At 65.0% G+C, this 19,296-nt stretch carries 11 protein-coding genes and 3 pseudogenes; 8 read left to right on the forward strand and 6 right to left on the reverse strand.

From position 1 onward, the window contains the following. The first annotated feature begins 1,419 nt into the window (after positions 1-1,419). Positions 1,420-2,358 carry an aldo/keto reductase gene (locus Uis4E_RS03565; protein ID WP_243394310.1) on the forward strand — a complete coding sequence of 313 codons (939 nt, stop codon included), beginning with the start codon at positions 1,420-1,422 and terminating at the stop codon, positions 2,356-2,358. 153 nt (positions 2,359-2,511) lie between these two features. Here the strand turns inward: Uis4E_RS03565 and Uis4E_RS03570 are convergent, their stop codons facing one another. Next, positions 2,512-4,296 (reverse strand): InlB B-repeat-containing protein, encoded by a 1,785-nt coding sequence (locus Uis4E_RS03570; protein ID WP_101621893.1) that lies wholly within the window; start codon positions 4,294-4,296, stop codon positions 2,512-2,514. Between the two features lie 104 nt (positions 4,297-4,400). Beyond that, a complete protein-coding gene (locus tag Uis4E_RS03575) occupies positions 4,401-6,278 on the reverse strand; it encodes an oleate hydratase (protein WP_101621894.1) in 1,878 nt (625 codons plus the stop codon). A gap of 298 nt (positions 6,279-6,576) precedes the next feature. On the opposite strand from Uis4E_RS03575, the gene Uis4E_RS03580 reads away from it, so the two are divergent. Then, positions 6,577-7,554 carry an aldo/keto reductase family protein gene (locus Uis4E_RS03580; protein WP_101621895.1) on the forward strand — a complete coding sequence of 326 codons (978 nt, stop codon included), beginning with the start codon at positions 6,577-6,579 and terminating at the stop codon, positions 7,552-7,554. 10 nt (positions 7,555-7,564) lie between these two features. Here the strand turns inward: Uis4E_RS03580 and Uis4E_RS03585 are convergent, their stop codons facing one another. Together Uis4E_RS03585 and Uis4E_RS03590 are read right to left on the reverse strand one after the other, a co-directional pair. Then, positions 7,565-8,434, reverse strand: a complete 870-nt coding sequence (locus tag Uis4E_RS03585; RefSeq protein ID WP_101621896.1) for a MurR/RpiR family transcriptional regulator — start codon at positions 8,432-8,434, stop codon at positions 7,565-7,567. A 150-nt stretch (positions 8,435-8,584) separates the two neighbouring features. Further along, a complete protein-coding gene (locus Uis4E_RS03590; protein WP_101621897.1) occupies positions 8,585-9,781 on the reverse strand; it encodes an SLC13 family permease in 1,197 nt (398 codons plus the stop codon). Between the two features lie 483 nt (positions 9,782-10,264). Here Uis4E_RS03590 and Uis4E_RS03595 point away from each other — a divergent pair, with 483 nt between their 5' ends. Then, entirely contained in the window at positions 10,265-11,071 is an 807-nt protein-coding gene (locus Uis4E_RS03595; protein WP_101621898.1) for an ABC transporter ATP-binding protein, read from the forward strand. A gap of 1,130 nt (positions 11,072-12,201) precedes the next feature. Continuing rightward, positions 12,202-12,750: pseudogene (locus Uis4E_RS12400) on the forward strand (ABC transporter permease subunit); the annotation flags it as partial. Positions 12,751-13,011: 261 nt separating this feature from the next. On the opposite strand, the pseudogene Uis4E_RS12405 reads toward Uis4E_RS12400, so the two are convergent. Then, a pseudogene (locus tag Uis4E_RS12405) lies at positions 13,012-13,065 on the reverse strand (hypothetical protein); the annotation flags it as partial. 24 nt (positions 13,066-13,089) lie between these two features. Between Uis4E_RS12405 and Uis4E_RS12410 the strand changes: the two are divergent. The 4 genes and pseudogenes from Uis4E_RS12410 to Uis4E_RS03615 form a co-directional block, all read left to right on the forward strand. Next, positions 13,090-13,944, forward strand: a pseudogene (locus Uis4E_RS12410) (extracellular solute-binding protein); the annotation flags it as partial. Positions 13,945-14,199: 255 nt separating this feature from the next. Continuing rightward, on the forward strand, positions 14,200-15,408 hold the full coding sequence (locus Uis4E_RS03605) for a 2-aminoethylphosphonate--pyruvate transaminase (RefSeq protein WP_101621899.1): 1,209 nt from the start codon (positions 14,200-14,202) through the stop codon (positions 15,406-15,408). Between the two features lie 38 nt (positions 15,409-15,446). Further along, the gene (phnX, locus tag Uis4E_RS03610; RefSeq protein WP_101621900.1) at positions 15,447-16,229 is read left to right on the forward strand and encodes a phosphonoacetaldehyde hydrolase; all 783 of its coding nucleotides are present in this window, start codon (positions 15,447-15,449) and stop codon (positions 16,227-16,229) included. A 295-nt stretch (positions 16,230-16,524) separates the two neighbouring features. Next, complete coding sequence (locus tag Uis4E_RS03615; protein ID WP_101621901.1) at positions 16,525-18,159, forward strand: peptide ABC transporter substrate-binding protein; 1,635 nt, start codon at positions 16,525-16,527, stop codon at positions 18,157-18,159. A gap of 191 nt (positions 18,160-18,350) precedes the next feature. Here Uis4E_RS03615 and Uis4E_RS03620 read toward each other — a convergent pair whose 3' ends face one another. Continuing rightward, entirely contained in the window at positions 18,351-19,286 is a 936-nt protein-coding gene (locus tag Uis4E_RS03620; RefSeq protein ID WP_101621902.1) for an isoaspartyl peptidase/L-asparaginase family protein, read from the reverse strand. Positions 19,287-19,296 lie beyond the last annotated feature (10 nt).

Here is a 19,296-nt window from a genome sequence, read left to right on the forward strand (position 1 = left end):
CGTTCATCCTGAGCCAGAATCGAACCCTCCACAAAAAACCTTGCAGAAAGACATCGACAGATGACTCTCAAAAAAAACAATTGACGGAACATCCTATAAGGAAGGACGTTCGCACAAAAACCCCGACACCCATCAAACCCCCTCGGGTACTCCAGGAAAAACCCCGAGCGGGCATCGGACTGGCAATCATTGACTATAAAGAAGTAAGTAGTACAACACGCTCTTGAGTTCTCAAACCACCACACACAGCCAACCCCGGAAACCAACCACACAAAGGGAAGAACCAGAAGCTGACCGGCAGCAAGAGATAAACATACACCACCCCGCACCACACCGCAAACCCACACCACAAAACCACCCCGGAAACGTTGCAAACACAACACTCCCACGGCGTGTCGAAAACAAGCCCAACAAGCCCTACAACCACCACGATACCCACCACCACACCACCACCCACACCACAACCAACACAATTCACCCACAACCAACCAACCATTCACCCAACCCAACAACCACAACCCGGCGAAACCACCCACCGACGCGCTCCGCGCGCCACCTCCCGCCAGCGGGAGGAACAACACCCAGCCACACGCGGGGCTCCCGCCCCCGCCGGCGGGGGCTCCCGGCGAAGCCGGGTGGGGGTGGTGCCAAACAACCAACAACCACCACCCAACCACCCTCCGACGCGCTGCGCGCGCCACCTCCCGCCAGCGGGAGGAACAACAAGAAGCCCCGGCCGGCCACGACAAACCAACCAGCCAGCGGGAGGCTTCTAATACGACGAAACCCGTCTCGCGGGGAACGCGGACGGGAATCTGGAAACGAATGGGGCGGACGCCGTTGTCCGTATCTGTATCGGTTGTCGAACTCGCGGCACTCTTCCGATGCCTCAACCTCCCGGCATCGAACAGTCGAACCGCTACTTGGATACTGTCGAATCAGTAGGCGATTCAGCGGTTGCCGTGACGACGAGCGGTCTCGGCCATCTTTTCGCGGGCGATGCTCTCCGGGAACATGTTGTCCGCGCAGTAGCTGAGGAGATCACCGAAGATGTTCTTGTTGGCCATGATGTCCACCTTTCCTAATCAGTTCCGCCAGCCTCGTATTCCGGCTGACATCTCACATGATAGACACTGCCGACTTCTTTTGCAAACGTATTCTGAAACCGGTTTCAGAACGTTGTCATACCGCCGTTTCCTCGGCGTGTCGCATCGTAGGCGAGACGCATATCCACCACCGACCGCATCGCTCCAGCCCCGTCGCCGCCCCGTCCACCGGAATGGACCGAGCGGCTCGCCCACGCACATCCCGGGAGCCGTCCCATCCCGCACCGTCCCATCCCGCACCGATCGTCCCTATCGCGCAACTGATGTCCCGGCCTACAATGGGACCGAATCCACATCATCGACGAATGGGGGCATGATGAGCGGTCAGCAGACAACCATTTCACCGGAGACGTCATCAACGACGACAGCGAGCACGACGCCGGCGGCATCACCGGAACTGACGTTGTGCGACAAGACCGGCACGAGCATCCCGCAGATCGGGTTCGGCACGTTCCAGATCCCGCCCGAGGACACGCAGCGCGCGGTCGAGGAGGCGCTGGAGCTCGGCTACCGGCACATCGACACCGCCGCCGCCTACTACAACGAACAGCAGGTCGGCGACGCATTGCGCGCCACCGGCATGGCGGGCAAGGTCTGGGTGACCACGAAACTGCGCAACTGCGACCAGGGCTATGACGCGGCACGCGTCGCGTTCGACGAGTCCCGCCGCAAGCTGGGCGTCGACGTCATCGACATGTATCTCATCCACTGGCCGTTCCCCGCCGCCGGCTTCTACCGCGAGACGTGGCGCGCCCTGCTGAAGCTGCGCGACGAGGGCGCGATCCGCGTGCCGGGCGTGAGCAACTTCCTGCCCGAGCATCTGCGCGCGATCATCGAGGATTCCGGCGAGGCGCCGGCCGTGAACCAGATCGAGGTGCATCCGCGCTTCAACCAGCCGGGCGTGCGCGCGTTCTGCAAGGCGCACGGCATCGCGGTCGAGGCGTACAGCCCGCTCGGCCACGGCAGGGACATCGCATCCGAACCGGTCACGAAGGCGGCGGAGGCGCACGGCGTAACGCCCGGACAGGTGGTGCTGCGCTGGCATACGCAGGAGGGGCGCATCGTCATTCCGAAGTCGAAGCATGCGGAGCGTATGCGCGAGAACCTCGCGAGCGCCGGTTTCGACCTGACCGCCGCCGAGATCGCCGCCATCGACGCGCTCGACGACCCGCACGCGAACGTGAGTTCCGATCCGGCCACGTTCACGCACTCCCAGTCGTGGGCGGACCAGCACGTGCGCGGCAACATCTGAGCCGACGCTCGCGTCCACTTCCGCGGTAAGGACCGCGGACGGAGAACGGGAACGGCGCTCCCTCCTCACCTTGGAGGGAGCGCCGTTCCCGTCATATGGCGTCATGACGACCGTATGACGGTCATCGCGACGTCACCGGATACCGTCCGGGAGTCACTCGGCGCGCTTGCGTGCGAGCACGATGCCGGCGGCGGCGAGCGCCAGCGCGGCGATGGCGATGGCGGAGACAGAGGAGCCGGTCCTGGACAGGTTCTTCGTGCTCTTCTTCACCGTCGTGGTCTTCTTGGCCGCGGTACCCTTGGCCGTCGTGGTCTTCTTCGCGGCCGGCTTCTGGGCCGTGGGCTTGGAGGCGGGCTTGGTCTGGTCGCCGGGCTGCGGCTTGGTCTCGTTCTTCTTCCAGCCGGCGTACACGGTGGTGTCGGCGAAGAGCTTCAGCTCCTTGAGGTCGACGGTCGTGGTGAGGTCCTTGTCGGTGTACCAGCCGGTGAATGTGTAGCCGTCGCGCGTGGTGGCGGCGTCGCCGTCGTAGCCTTCGCCGGCCTTGACCTGCTGCGGGGCGATGGCGCTGCCGCCGTTGGTCTCGAAGGTGAGCGTGAACGTCTCGTCGGCCTTGACCCACTTGGCGTAGAACGCGGCCCATCCCTTTTCGGCGAGCGTGTGCTGCGCGTCGATCGGGCTGCCGGCCAGATTCTTGTTGTCGTACCAGCCGGCGAACACGTAGCCGTCCTTCGTGCCCTGCAGGTCGGCGAAGTCGTAGCAGTCGGCGATGGGCTTGCCGATGGTGCACAGCACGGACTGGTCGGACGCCTCGGAATCAGGGTCGGAGTAGAAGTGGTAGAACGCGGTGGCGGGTTCCGGCTCGTTCTTCTTCCAGCCGGCGTACACGGTGGTGTCCTGTTCGATCTTGAAGTTGATCAGGTCGAAGCGCTGGGTGAGGTCCTTGTCGGCGTACCAGCCGGTGAACGTGTAGCCGTCGCGTGTGGGTTCGTCCGGATAGTAGGTGCCGCCTTCCTGGACCGGCTGCGGGGCGATGGCGCTGCCGCCGTTGGTCTCGAAGGTGAGCGTGAACGTCTTGGGCTTGGGCGCTTCGGTCTTGACGGCGAGCCTGACCGGCGTGGTCAGCTTCCATGTCTTGGCGTTCTCGTCGTAGGTGAATGTGGCGGTGTAGTTCGTGCCGCTCCACGACTTGTCGAAGTCGGTGGCTTTGACCGACGGCGTGAGCCACGAGAACTTGCTCATGACCATGGTCCAGCCGTTGGACAGGTTGTTGGAGCCCAGCGTCGCCTGGATGGTCCAGACGCCGTTCGATTGGACGGGCTGGCCGAACTCGTATCCGCCAAGGAACTCGTTGAGGTTCGTCTCGATCGTCGCATTGCCAGCGTCCGGGGCGACGACGACCACGGTGCCGTCCTGTTCGGCGAGATTGTACCTGTCGACCGTCGGCGCGGATGCCGTCGGTTGCGCCGGAACCACGGCCGTCGGTTGCGCCGCAGCGGGGGCATGCGTCATCGCCGGAGCCTGCGTCGCGGCCGGTGCCGGAGCGGACTGTACCGGCGCCGGAGAGGCGGCCTTCGCGACCGGCGCGGCCGGTGCCGACGTCTTCGCCGTCGGAGCCGCCGCCGGTGCGGCCGGAGCCGACGACGACGTGCTCTGCGGCTTGGACGTGTTCTGCGACTGCGTCGCGGCGGACGCAGCCGCACCGGACTGCGCCGTCGTCTGCGCGGCGGCCGCCGCGGCGGACGGTGCCGCGCCTTCCGCGGCGCTGGCGGTCATGGCGAGGCCCGCGGACGGGACGATCATGCCGATGGTGAGCAGCGCGGCGATCAACGGACGCTTGAACGCGCCGGTGTGACGCGTGTCCTTCTGTGTCGTTGTTTCCTCCTCACGGGAGGCAGGGGACGGCGCCCGCACATCGGCCGGTCCGACGCGGCGCGGCACCGTCCCCTCCCCTCTCGCCCTCCATCATCGTCCGGCCATGCCGCGCCCGGACGGACGCGGATGAACGCGCGGGTGAACGTTGGGGGAACAACAGGCCATGCCGGTCAGATCACGTGATACTCCCTGAGCAGCGTGGCGATGTCAGTGCCGTCGAGCTTCTTCAGCACCTTGCCGAGCACGGCGCGTTCCACGAAGTTGAGCTTCATGTCCGTGACAGGCGCGCCGTCGCGCAGCTTCACGGTGGCGTTGAGCAGGTTCCTCACGTCGTAGACGCTGCCCCACACCTCGGGTACGCCGCGGTCCACGTCGAGCAGCGTGTAGACGGCCTCCATGCCGGTGCGCATCGAGTATTCGGTGGTGAAGATCGTGTCGCGCGGAGTCTCGGCGAACTGGCCAAGGAACGCGAAGTTGACGGCGCCGTCGGGCACGACGTCCGGACGGTCGCCGGCGGCGCGCGGCATGAAGAACGCGGTGATGTACGGCATCATGACCGGCACCGTGTTGGCGTGCTTCGCGGCGAGCGCCTCGATTCTCTCCGTCGGCACGCCCATGTGGTAGAGCCATTCGGCGCAGATCTCCTCGCCGGTGCATTCGGTCATCGGCTTCTTCACGTAGTCGCCGGGCTTGTCGGGGAACAGGCCGTACACCCACACGCACAGCTGGTCCTTGCTCTGGTCGCGGAACTGCTGCTGGCGGTTGAGGGTCCAGCTCATCAGCCAGCTGGAGTCGGTGACGGTGACGATGCCGCCGGTCACGACGCGGCCCGAGAACGGGTCGCGCTTGCAGATGCGCTGGATGTAGGGCGGGATCTCGCCGTCGAGCGTGGTGACGGTGGCGCTCATCCACTTGGTGGCCTGCGGGTCGGAGCAGAACGTGTCGGGGTGTCCGAAGCTCGGGTCCTGCGCGGCGATGCGGCGCCACATGTCCCAGCCGCCGCCCGGCTTCAGGTCCGGGTTCCACGGCGCGGGCGCATGCTGCGAACCCATGGTGGAGTTCTCGACGCAACCGCCGTTGGTGATGAACACGTAGTCGTTCTCGGTCAGGTCGATGGAGGATTTGTCGCCCTCGTGGTCGAGGTCGAGGCGCACGGCGATCTTCTTCGTGGCGCTGCCGTACGGGTTGCGCTTGAACACGCCGGAGGTCGCCTGGATCTTGAGGATCGTGTCCTGGCCGACGCCGGTACGCTCGCGCTTCGGCCCGTCGCCGCCGCCGATCGCGAATTCGACGTTCTCGACCTTGGTTCCGTAGCGGAATTCGACGCCGTGCGATTCGAGGTACCTGACCATCGGCAGGATCATCGACTCGTACTGGTTGTAGCGGGTGAAGCGCAGGGCGCTGAAGTCCGGCAGGCCGCCGATGTGGTGGATGTAGCGCTTGATGTACAGCTTCATCTCCAGCGCGGAATGCCAGTTCTCGAACGCGAACATGGTGCGCCAGTACATCCAGAAGTTGGAGTCGAGCACCTCGTCGTCGAAGAAGTCGGTGATCGGCTTGTCGTAGAGCTCCTCGTCGGGGGTGAAGAAGAGCTTCATGATCTCCTGCGCGGCCTTGTCGGACAGTCCGAACCGGCCCTTGGTGCCGGCGTCCTTGCCTTGGTCCTTGGTGGCGCGGCACAGCGAGTAGTTCGGGTCCTCCTTGTTGAGCCAGTAGTACTCGTCGAGCACGGAGACGTCGGGGTCCTCGATGGAGGGGATGGAGCGGAACAGGTCCCACATCACCTCGAAGTGGTTGTCCATCTCGCGCCCGCCGCGCATCACGTAGCCGAGTCCGGGGATCTGGGCGCCGTCGCACGCGCCGCCGGGCACGTCGTCCTTCTCGATGATGTGGATGTTCTTGCCGGGCATCTGCGCGTCGCGCACGAGATAGCATGCGGCGGACAGGGCCGCGAGCCCGGTGCCGATGATGTACGCGTGCTTGCCGTCGACGCCTTCGGGCTTCTTCGGCCGCGCGAACGCCTCGTAGTTGCCGTTGGAGTAATACATATGCCGCCTCCTTGAGGATATGTTGACAGACCGTCAACTCTGCCTATCGGTCATCTTGCCGCACTTCGCTCTCCCCTGCCATAGACAGTACACCTGTGTTTCGCGCAAATACGGCAACGACCGGCGGAACGGCGCGACGAAGTCCGCCCCGCGCGCGACGGCGACGACAGGCGTGCGACGGCGGGCGCATCGGCGCGCCCGCGACATGTCCGGCATACGGCGTTTGCGTTGAAGCGCACTTGAAGTGCTTCAATGGATTGTGAGCGATAACACCTGAATCACAGAAAGAGCAGCAACGATGAAGTACCGCAACGTAGGCAAGTCCGGACTGAAGATCAGCGAGATCGCGCTGGGCAGCTGGGTGACCGACCTCAAAGGCACCTCCGCCGAGGACGTGGCGAAGCAGACCGTCGACCTCGCGTTCGACAACGGCGTGAACTTCTTCGACTGCGCCGACGCGTACTCCGCGGGCGCGGCCGAACGGTTCTTCGGCGAGGTGCTGAGCCGCTTCCCGCGCCGCGAGCTCGTCATCTCCTCGAAGGTGTTCTTCCCCACCGGGGACGGCGTGAACGACCGCGGCCTGTCGCGCAAGCACATCTTCGAAAGCTGCGAGCAGAGCCTGAAGAACATGCGCACCGACTACCTCGACCTCTACTACTGCCACCGCTTCGACGAGTCCACCGACCTGGAGGAGACGCTGCGCGCGATGAGCGACCTCGTCGCGCAGGGCAAGGTCCTCTACTACGGCGTCTCCGAGGAGTGGGGCGGCGCAAGGCTCCAGGAGGCGCAGCGCATCATCGACCACCTCGGCCTCTACCCGATCACCGTGGTGCAGCCGCAGTACAACCTCGCCGACCGCTACATCGAACACGAGATCATGGGCGTGTGCTCGAAGCTCGGCATCGGCATCACCACGTTCTCCCCGCTCGCGCAGGGCCTGCTCACCGGCAAGTACCGCAAGGGACAACCGCTGCCGGCCGGCTCCCGCGCCACCTGGCAGGCCGACCACCAGATCAACGACCTGCTCACCGATGCCAACCTCGACATGGTCGAGAAGCTGCGCGGCGTGGCCGACGAACTCGGCACGAACCTGCCGGTGCTCTCCCTCGCCTGGATCCTCCAGCACAAGGAGATCAGCTGCGTGATCGCCGGCGCCAGCAAGCCCAGCCAGCTGGAGAACAACCTCAAGGCCTCCGGCTTCGAGATCCCCGCCGACGCGATGGCCGAGATCGACGCGATCACCGGCTTCCACCGCTTCGAGCGCCACGTCGGCTGAGCCGCGAGGCTCAGCTCCGGTACTCCCGGTCCGCGATCATCCTGCCCGACTGGTCGAGCGCGGTGGAGAACCGGCCGTAGTCGGACAGGATCACACCCATGTAGAGCATGTCGACGAGCGCCACGTTCGCGACGCGCGAGAAGATCGCGTTGCCGTAGATCGTATGCGAACCGGATCCGGTGATCAGCGTCACGTCGGCGGAACCGGCCAACGGCGAGCCGACGTGATTGGTCACGGCGATGGTGCGCGCGCCCGCCATCTTGGCGAGGCGCAGCGCCTTCACCGTGTCCGCCGACGATCCGGAATGGGAGAACGCGATCGCCACGTCGTCGCCGGTGAGATGCCCCGCGCCGATCTGCTGGAGGTAGGCGTCCGTGTTGAGACGGCAGTCCAATCCCAGGTACATGAGTTTGGTGAACAGGTCGGTGGCGGGCACGAGCGAGTTCTCCACGCCATAGATGTCGATGGCATCCGCGCCGGCGAGCAGCGTCGTCGCCTTGCGGAACGCCTTCACGTCGAGCGAACGCCGCAGTTCGTCGATGAGCGACGTGGCGCCGGCGGCCGCCTTGGAGGGCACGCTCTCCGGATCGTCCCACGGGTTAAGGTCGAATCCCTCCAACGGATCGAACGTCACCTGACGCTCCGCCTCGGGGTGACGCAGCACGTAGCGCAGCTCACGATAGCCGCCGAATCCGAGTTTGCGGGAGAAGCGGATCACGGTCGGCTGGCTGACGTGCGTCGCCTCGGCGAGCTGGCCGACGGTCAGCCCCGCCGCCTCCTCGATATGGTCGCGGATGTACCGGGCGACGGACCGCTCGGCCGGTCTCAATGACGGATACACATGGTCGATGCGCTCGCGAATTCCCACCGAAGGCTGCAAGGTTTCATCTCCTCGCGACAGTTCCACCATCATCTCGTATTGTCGAGGACGACGATAGCCCGCCCGGGTGTGCCGCCGGCTGACGAAACCTGACCGACAGATGAACCGTACGTTAACTTTCCGCGCCGACCGCCACCGGTTCCGAGCCGCTCACGGCTCGATGATCCAGGAGAGCCCCACGAGGACGATGAGGAAGAGGACGTTGACGGCCGAGTAGACGACGAGGTAGCGGCCATTGCGGTCCGGATACTTGCGCACGACGTTCTTGTAGCCGATCAGCGAGGCCATCGAGGCGATGAGCGTGCCCATGCCGCCCAGGTTCGTGCCGATGATGAGCGGACGCCACTGCTCGGTGAACCCGGACAGCAGGATCGTGGTGGGCACGTTGCTGATGAGCTGGCTCGAGCCGACCGCGACCTCCAGCGGGTGCGCGTCCACCAGCGAGGCGGCGAGCTCGTAGAATTCGGGCACGCGCTTCATGTTGCCGATGAAGATGAAGAACATCGTGAAGGTGAGCGGCAACCCCCAGTCGACGTTGCGGAATGCCTTGCGGTCGCACACGAGGAACGCGGAGAACACGATCACGCACATGAGCCACAGCGGGATGACGTCGCTCACCGCGAGCAGGCAGACCACGAACAGCAGCGCGTAGACGACGGTGCGCCATCCGCCGTAGCCGGCGCCGTAGCCGGTGATGCGGATCTCGTCGGGGCGCGGCTTGCCGCTTTCCGGCGCGAGCACGCCCTGCTCGATGCCGGCGCCGTCGAGCGCACTGAATTCGGAGACCGGTTTGGAGCCGAACACGACGCAGGTGATGATGACGAGCAGCACGGCGGCGGTCACGGAGTACGGCGCCATGATGCCGATCATCTCCATCGACGGCATGCCGGTGAGCGCCTTCAGATACAGGTTGTGTGCGTTGCCGATCGGCGTGAGCATGCTGCCCACGTTCGCACCGATGGTCATCAGCGTGCCGACGAGCACCGCATGCTCCTCCATGTGCGCCATGACGAGCACGGAGATCGCGAACGGGATGAACGTGACGAGCGCCACGTCGTTGGTGATGAGCATCGCGGAGAAGAACGTGAGCGAGATGAGCGTGAGGACTAGCCCGCGCGCGGTGCGCACGTGATGCAGCAGACGCGATCCGATGATGCGGAACACGCCGATGCGCTGCAGGCCGCACACGACGAGCATCAGACAGACGAGCTGGCTGATCGTGCTCATATGCACGTAGCCCTTGTAGTCGGAGTCCGGCGGGACGATGAAGCATGAGATCAGCGCCAGCACCGTGGCGACGATGAGAATCGTCTCGCTCTTCAACAGTCCGACCAGCCAGCGCCGCATCGATTCCTCCATGGAACAAGGGGATTTACCGTAAGTATCCTAACGGAAACCACGCCTAGGTACGTAGCCTCGGCGTGCTGTTTTCCGACCGTTTTTCGCGGAACATCGCGTGACGCTTACTCGTTATTGACTTTGTTTCCCGACTTTTTCGATTTCGATGAGATGAATTGCGAATGAATGGAACATGAAGAACAAGGTTTCCGCATCCCCTCGCCCCGCCCGCGCACGGCGCAGGACTACGTCGACTACACACCGTCCACGTAGTTTCACTTGCTGTTCACCATGGTTTCAGGCAACTTTCCCCTGCACGCCGTCCAAGCGGCCCGAAGCGGCGGCACGATAGGAGATGCAGCGCGGTTCGGCTGCCACGGTATGAAGTCCGACCGCGATAACTGAATACCGATCACGGCGCCGAGACCGCGGCGCCACCCGCGAACGGGCCGCGGACACCGCGCCCCGGACAGAAAAGGCAGTTGACGAAATATGCTCGAACTCAAGGACATCACCAAGTCGTTCGGCGACACCCACGTGCTGAACGGCATCAGCCTCGAACTGGACAACGGCAGGATCATGTCGATCCTCGGCCCGTCCGGCGGCGGCAAGACCACGCTGCTCAACATCATCCTGGGCATCACCGAGCCGACCAGCGGCCGGCTGATCTACAACGGCGAGGACCTCACCCACGTGCCGATGGAGAAGCGCGGCTTCAACATCGTGTTCCAGGACTACGCGCTCTTCCCGAACCTCACCGCCTACGAGAACATCACCTACGGCCTGAGGAACAACCCGGGCATCTCCTCGGAGGCCGAGATCAAGGAGCTGATCAGCCTGCTCGGCCTCGAGGAACACCTCAACAAGCACATCGACGAGCTCTCCGGCGGCCAGAAGCAGCGCGTGGCGCTCGCCCGCACGCTCGTCATGAAGCCGAAGCTGCTGCTCCTCGACGAGCCGCTGTCCGCCCTAGACGGCGTGATCAAGGAGTCCATCAAGGCGAAGATCAAGCAGATCGTCGAACAGTACGACCTCACCACGATCATGGTCACCCACGATCCGGAGGAGGCGTGCACGATGAGCGACAAGGTGCTCATCATCAACCACGGCAAGGTGGCGCAGTACGACACCCCGGAGAACATCATCGAGCATCCGGCGTCCGATTTCGTGCGCAAGTTCATCCTCCACCAGCTCGAGGTGAAGCGCAACAACATCTACACCCTGTTCAACGAGGGCGACGAGGCCGACACGGCCGCGCACGCCAATGCCGAACTCGCCGCCGCGGGCCAGGAGGACTGAACGCCATGTCGGTAGAATCCATCCAGGCGGGCAAACAGCTGCCCAACATCCGCCCCGAGATCCACAACTACGAGGCGCGCCCCTCCAAGCCGAAGCAGACCGAGCTGTGGACGCTGCTCGCGATCGTCGCCGTATGCTTCATCGGCTTCCTCGTCGTGCCGATGATCCTCGTGATCATCCGCTCGTTCACCACCGCGGGCGGCGAGGCCACGTTCGACAACTACACGACGATCCTGTCCCGCCCCGAGTTCGTCCGGTCGATCACGAACTCGCTGACCGTCGCCGCCGTCTCCGCGCTCGTCGCCGTGCTGCTCGCCTTCCTGCTGAGCTACACGATCAACTGCACGAACGTGCCGCGCGGGTTCAAGAAGGCCGTCGCCCTGCTCGCCCAGCTGCCGATGCTGCTGCCGACCATCACCTACGGCTTCGCGATCATCTACTCGTTCGGCAAGAACGGCCTGATCACGCAGCTCATCGGCCACCCGCTGTTCGACATCTACGGGTTCAACGGTCTGCTCATCGGCTATGTCATCTACACGCTGCCGACCTGCTTCCTGCTCATCAACAACAGCTTCCAGTTCGTCGACAAGAAGTTCATCATCGTCTCGCACATCATGGGCGACAACCCGCTGACGACCTTCCTCAACACCGTGCTGCGCCCGCTGGTCGGCACGCTGGCCGTCGCGTTCATCCAGTCGTTCTTCCTCGCGTTCACCGACTACGGCATCCCGACCTCGGTGGGCGGCACCTACGACGTGCTGGCCATGACGCTGTTCAACCAGATGCTCGGCTCGATCCCGAACTTCAACCGCGGCGCCGTGATCGCCGTGTTCATGCTCATCCCCTCGATCATCTCGATCATCCTGATGACCGTGCTCGAACGCTTCGCGATCCGCTACAAGCAGATCAGCCAGATCGACCTGCCGAAGGGCCGGAAGCGCGATTGGATCTGCGGCATCGCCTCGGTCGTCACGCTCGTGTGCACGCTCTCCGTGTTCCTCGTGATCCTGCTCATCCCGTTCGTCCAGGAGTGGCCGGACCATCTCGGCTTCACGTTCGCGCACATCGCGAACCTGTTCACCGACTCGCAGCTCACGCAGGTGTTCACCAACTCGCTGTACGTCGCCGTGATGACCGCCATCTTCGGATGCGTGTTCGTCTACGCCGCCGGCCTGGTCACCTCCCGCTCGAAGCTGCCCGCGTGGGCCCGCCGCTCGGTGGACGCGATCTCCGCGATCATCAACACGGTCCCGGGCATGGTGCTCGGCATCGCCTTCCTGTTCATGTTCTCCGGCTCGCCGCTGCAGAACACGTTCTGGATCCTCATCATCGCGAACATCGTGCACTACTTCGCCACCCCGTACCAGATGATCAAGGACTCGCTGACCAAGATGAACGCCGGCTGGGAGACCACCGCCAAGCTCATGGGCGACAACTGGATCAAGACGCTGGTGCGCGTCGTCACGCCGAACGCGTGGCCCACGCTGCTGCAGATCTTCGGCTACTACTTCGTCAACGCGATGGTCACCATCTCGGCCGTCGTCTTCCTGACCGGCGCCCGCACGCAGGTCATCACCACGAAGATCTCCGCCCTGCAGCACATCGCCAAGTTCGACGACGTGTTCGTGCTCTCGCTGCTCATCCTCGTCGTCAACCTCGTGGTCAAGGGCCTGATCGCCCTGTTCACCCGCGACCGTTCCGCCGAACGCGCCAAGGAGGCCCGCAAGGCCAAGGCCGCCGTGAGGACCCCGCAGGTGGCCGCCTCGTTCAGCACCGTGCGCCCCAGCCGCCAGCTCGCGGCCGCGGCCGCCACCTTCCGGCTGCCGGACAGCGGCAACCGCAGGAACCGCAGCCTGCTCACCGGCATCGCCTCCGCGGTGTGCGTGGCGCTGCTCGTCACCTTCGGCGCGGTCTCCACGTCCGCGTCGGCGGCCGGCGGCAAGGTCGTCATCTACACGAACGCCGACGAGGAGGCCGTCACCGCCTTCGAGCACGCGCTCGACCGCAACGGCTACAAGGACCAGTACATCATCCAGGAGTTCGGCACCTCCGAGCTCGGCGGCAAGATGCTGGCCGAGGGCAAGGCCCTCGAGGCCGACATGCTCACGATGAGCTCCTACTACGTCGACTCCGCCCAGGAGCGCAACCACATGTTCGCGAACCTGACCGACGTGCGTTCGCAGCTGCTCGGCGACACGGAGAACTCGAAGGCCCCGGCCTACCGCTCCCCCACCACCGCGCAGGAGGGCGCCATCATCATCAACACCGAGGCGCTCAAGGCCGCGGGCGTGCCGAAGCCGACGAGCTACGCCGACCTGGCCAAGCCCGAGTACAAGGGCCTGATCTCCGTGCCGGACATGGAGGGCTCCTCCACCGGCTGGCTGATGGTCCAGGCCATCGTCGACGCCTACGGCACCGGCGAGAAGGGCAAGCGAATCCTCACGGACATCTACCGCAACGCCGGCCCGCACCTTGAACAGTCCGGTTCCGGACCGCTCAAGTCGGTGCGCGCCAAGGAGGTGGCGATCGGCTTCGGCCTGCGCCACCAGGCGGTCGCGGACAAGAAGAACGGCCTGCCCATCGACTACGTGGACCCGACCGAAGGCAACTACTCGCTCACCGAGTCGGTGGCGGTGCTCGACAAGGGCCGCGCCACCAACCCGAAGGCGCAGAAGATGGCCGGCGTCATCATCGACAAGGGCCGCAAGGAGCTGCTCGAGACCTACCCGACCCCGCTCTACAAGGGCGAGAAGGCCCCGGCGAACGCCTCCAAGCGTTCCAAGTCGTTCCCCGAGCCGCTGACCGTCGACCTGCTCCAGAAGCATCAGGACTTCTCGTCCGAGTGCAAGCGGGCCGCGGAAGGCCAGGAGTGACGGGGCGCGTCCGGACCGCGCAGGTGAACGCGGTCTGAACGCAACTCGGTTACTACAAACGACACTCCGCCCGCAGGGCGAAATCTACGTAGAAATATCCGAAAACTTCCTTCGTGATTACACTCTGCGGGCGGAAGCCGTATCCAAAGCACCTAACGAACATCCACAGCATCCGACGCATACTTCGTCCAAGCCAGGAACCCACGGGATCCGACGGATCCATGGCATCCACGGAAAAGAAAGGAAACGACCATCATGGCCAACGAATACAAGCTGCTCACCCCCGGACCGCTGACCACGACCCGCACGGTCAAGGAGGAGATGCTCTTCGACCACTGCACGTGGGACGAGGACTACCAGCAGATCACCCAGAAGATCCGCCGCCAGCTGCTCGAGCTCGCCCACTGCGACCCGAACGACTACACCGTCGTGCTCATGCAGGGCTCCGGCACGTTCGGCGTGGAGAGCGTCCTGACCTCCGTGATCGGCAAGGACGAGAAGGTGCTGCTGTGCACCAACGGCGCGTACGGCGACCGCCAGGTCAAGATCTGCGAGCACGCGGGCATCGACTACGTGCAGTACGCCGAGCCGTACGACCGCATCCCGGACGCCGACAAGGTCGAGGAGTACCTGCGCCGCGACCCGTCCATCACGCACGTGTCGATGATCCACTCGGAGACCACCTCCGGCCTGCTCAACGACATCGCCGCCGTGGCCACCGTCGCCAAGGCGCACGGCTGCACGTTCATGGTCGACGCGATGAGCTCCTTCGGCGGCGTCGACATCCCGGTCTCCGGCTGGGGCATCGACTTCCTCGTCTCCTCCGCCAACAAGTGCATCCAGGGCGTTCCGGGCTTCAGCTTCATCATCTGCAACAAGGCGAAGCTCGAGGCCTCCAAGGGCAAGGCGCGCAGCCTGTCCCTCGACCTGTGGGACCAGTGGAACACGCTGGAGAAGGCGAACGGCAAGTGGCGCTACACCTCCCCCACCCACGTGGTGCTCGCCTTCTCCAAGGCCCTCGACGAGATGTTCGCCGAAGGCGGCATCCCGGCCCGTTCCGCCCGCTACGCGCTGAACAACCACCTGCTCATCGCCCGCATGGAGGCGCTCGGCTTCCGCGTGTTCCTCAAGGAGAACCAGGGCCCGATCATCACCACGTTCCTCTACCCGGAGGGCACGAAGTTCGACTTCCACGACATGTACGAGTTCATCAAGGAGCGCGGCTACGCGATCTACCCGGGCAAGCTCACCCACGAGGAGACCTTCCGCCTGGGCAACATCGGCGAGATCTACACCGACGACATCGAGAAGGTGACCGAGCTCCTGGCCCTGTACATGGGCGAGCGCGGCCTGCTCGAGGCGGCCACCGGCTCGGCCTCCGTGCCCGCGGCCATCGCCGCGATGGACAAGGCCGGCGAGCCGATCAAGGCCGCCGCCCCGGCGAACGTGAAGCTCACCGCCTGAGAACCGCCCGGACAATCGGAACAAAGGAGACAGGGACAATGACCAACCGTTTCGAAGCCGTGATCTTCGACTGGGCGGGCACGACCGTGGACTACGGCTGCTTCGCCCCCGTGAAGGCCTTCCAGGAGGCGTTCAAGGAGTTCGGCGTGGAGCCGACCATGGAGGAGACCCGCAAGCCGATGGGCATGCTCAAGCACGACCACATCAACACGATGCTGCACATGAACCGCATCGCCCGCGCGTGGGAGGACGCCCACGGCGCCGCCCCGACCGACGCGGACACGGATGCCGTGTACGCGCACTTCGAGCCGAAGCTGCTGTCCATCCTCGACGGCTTCGCCGACCCGAAGCCGGGCGTCGTGGACGCGGTCGCCGCCCTGCGCGAGGCGGGTCTGAAGATCGGCTCGACCACCGGCTACACGGACAGGATGATGGAGATCGTCGTGCCGAAGGCCAAGGAGAACGGCTACGACCCGGACTTCTGGATCAGCCCGGACGGCACCGACGGCTACGGCCGCCCCTACCCGTACATGATCTTCCGCAACCTCGAGGCCCTGCACGTGACCGACGTGCGCCGCGCCGCGAAGGTGGGCGACACGCTCTCCGACATCCGCGAGGGCAAAAACGCGGGCGTGTTCACGATCGGCGTGACCGAGGGCAGCTCGCAGATGGCCCTGAGCCAGGCGGAGTTCGAGGCGCTGAACGACGCCGACAAGGCGGCCGCGCGTGCGGCGGCCCGCGACGCGTTCGTGAACGCGGGCGCCGACGCGGTCATCGACACGATGGCCGAGCTGCCGGCGCTGCTCGCCCAGCTGGCCTGATCCATCGGGATTCGCCGGGTCCAGGCGATTCCCGGCGATTCCGAACGGCGGCCCCGTGGCGGTCTTCTCCCCGAAAGGATGGAGACCACCGCGGGGCCGCCGCCGTCGATGCACACATCCGTCGATGCACATCCGCCGACGGGCGCGGACGCACAGCATCCACGCATATAGCGCATATATAAGAACACATGCATATATAAGAACGTTTACGAATATGGACAACCGCCCATCCCCGTTACCTGCCGTTCATACAATGGTTCGCGGCCATTATGGAATAGGAGAAAGAAGAAGGTCCATGTTCTCAACCCATGCCAAGCGCATCGCCGCCTTGGGCGCGGCCTGCGCGATGCTGCTCACGGCGGCCGCCTGCGGCGGCTCGTCCAGCTCGTCGCAGTCCGACGGCCAGACCATCATCTCGGTGAACAACACCGAGCCGCAGAGCCCGCTGGTCCCCGCCGACACCAACGAGATGGGCGGCGGCAAGGTCATCCGCTACCTGTTCGAGGGGCTGGTCAGCTACGACGTCAAGGGCAAGCAGCACCTCGAGGTCGCCAAGTCCATCACGCCGAACGACGACGCCACCCAATACACCATCAAGATCAAGGACGGCTGGAAGTTCACCAACGGCGAGGCCGTGACCGCCGAATCGTTCGCCAAGGCGTGGAGCTACGCGGCGAACGTGAAGCACGCCATGAAGCAGGCGAGCCGCATGTCCATCATCAAGGGCTACGACGAGCTGCAGGACCCGAACGTGGCCGACGACGCGCAGCTGAGCGGCCTCGAGGTCAAGGACGACCACACGCTGGTCGTCACCCTCGACCACCCGGATTCCGTCTTCCCGGTGCAGATCGCCCACCAGTCGTTCTTCCCGCTGCCGTCCGTGGCCTACAAGGACATCAAGGCGTTCGGCAAGAACCCGATCGGCAACGGACCGTACAAGCTCAAGTCATGGAATGTCGGCAAGGACATCACCGTGGTGAAGAACCCCGACTACAAGGGTTCGCGCACCGTGAAGAACGACGGCATCGAGTTCCGCGTCTACACCGATGAGAACGCCGCCTACTCCGACGTGCTCTCCGGCAACCTCGACGTGCTCGACGAGGTGCCCGCCAGCGCCGTCAAGACCTTCCGCTCCAACAAGAGCGTGACCGCCTACAGCCAGCCCGGCTCCTCCTACCAGGGCTTCGTGATCCCGGAGCGCCTCGACCACTTCGGCTTCGACGAGGAGGGCCAGCTGCGCCGCCAGGCCATCTCCATGGCCATCAACCGCAAGCAGATCGTCGAGAAGGTGTACTCGAACACGAAGACCGTGGCCACCGACTTCACCTCGCCGCTGGTGCCCGAATACTCCAAGACGCTCAAGGGCGAGGAGAACCTCAAGTACAACCCGACCAAGGCCAAGGAGCTGTGGAAGAAGGCCGACGCCATCTCCCCGTGGAGCGGCAGCTTCAAGATCGCCTACAACGCCGACGGCGGCCACAAGCAGTGGGTCGACGCCGTGTCCAACCAGCTCAAGAACACGCTCGGCATCGACGCGCAGGGTGACGCCTACCCGACGTTCAGCGACATCCGCGAACGCGTCACCGACCGCAGCATCTCCACCGCGTTCCGCTCCGGCTGGATGCTCGACTACCCGTCCGCCGAGGACTACATGACCCCGCTGTACGCCTCCGCCTCCGCGGACGGCCACGGCTCCAACGACGGCGACTACAAGAACCCCGAGTTCGACGCCGCCCTGGCCAACGCCCTGTCGCAGACCGACGTGGCCAAGCGCACCGAGGCCCTGCGCACCGCCCAGGAGATCCTCATGCAGGACCTGCCGTCCATCCCGCTGTGGTGCGACAACGTGGCGGCCGTCTCCGCGCAGAACGTGAAGAACGTGCAGTTCGACTACACGAACATGCCCACGTACAACACCATCACCAAGTGATGATGCGGCGCGGTTGAGTCGCGCATCGATATGAAACAGCCCGACGGGAAATCCCGCCGGGCTGTTTTCTTTACGGCTCGGTCCTGCAATCAAGGACCGGCCTGCGGCCGGACCCAATCCTGCCTTCGCTCGGCTTCCGCCTCGCTCAGGCTGACGCTACGCACGGTCCACCGGACCGTGCGCCTGACGCGTCAGCCCTGCACCATGCCGCCGTCCGCGCTGCGGTAGCCGAGGTTCATCATCTCGCTGTTGTAGGCGATGACGCCGCGGCCCCGGGCGGGCAGGACGATCATGCCGCCGTCGCCGTGGTGGGCGGCGACCTCGTCGAGCGTGGCGACGGCCGCGTCGTGCACGGACTCGCCGGCGAAGCGCACGCGGTCGGACACCTGGTGCGCGGCGACGACCTTGATGAACGCCTCGCCGATGCCGGTGCAGGAGACCGCCACGGTGCGCTGGTCGGCGAAGGTGCCGCAGCCGGGCAGCGGCGAGTCGCCGACGCGGCCGTGCATCTGGTTGGTGATGCCGCCGGTGGACGTGCCGGCGGCGATGTCGCCGTTCACGTCGCGGGCCACGGCGCCGATGGTGCCGTGCTTCTCCCATTCGTCGCCGCCGGACTGGGCCTCGGCGAGCGACTGGCGACGCTGCTCGGTGATGAAGTACTCGTTGGGTTCGGTCGCGACGCCCCAGTCGGCGATCTCGCCGTCGGTCGGGTCGGCGAACAGCACGTGCTTGGTCTGCTCCTTGACCGCGCGGGCCGCGTCGATCGGGTTCCTCACCGTGGACACGCCGGTGACCGCGCCGACCTCGCCGTCGCCGGTCATCAGGCAGGCGTCCATCTGGGCGATGCCGTCGCTGGTGAGCGCGGCGCCGCGACCCGCGTTGAATTCGGGGGAATCCTCCATCACGTGGATGGCGGCGATGACGGCCTCGTGGGCCGGCGCGCCCGCCTCGAGCAGCGCGTAGCCGGCGTCGAGCGCGCGGTCGAGGTCCTTCTCGACCTGCGCGATGCGTTCCGGCGTGCTGCGCTTGCCGCGGCTGCCCGCGCCCGCGTGGATGATCAGGGTGATGCCGCTTTCGCTGCCCGCCGAGATGGCGGTCACCGGAGATGTGGACGATGCCGTGCCCATAGTGTCTGTT

The organism is Bifidobacterium parmae, assembly GCF_002860365.1.
Classification (GTDB): Bacteria; Actinomycetota; Actinomycetes; order Actinomycetales; family Bifidobacteriaceae; genus Bifidobacterium; species Bifidobacterium parmae.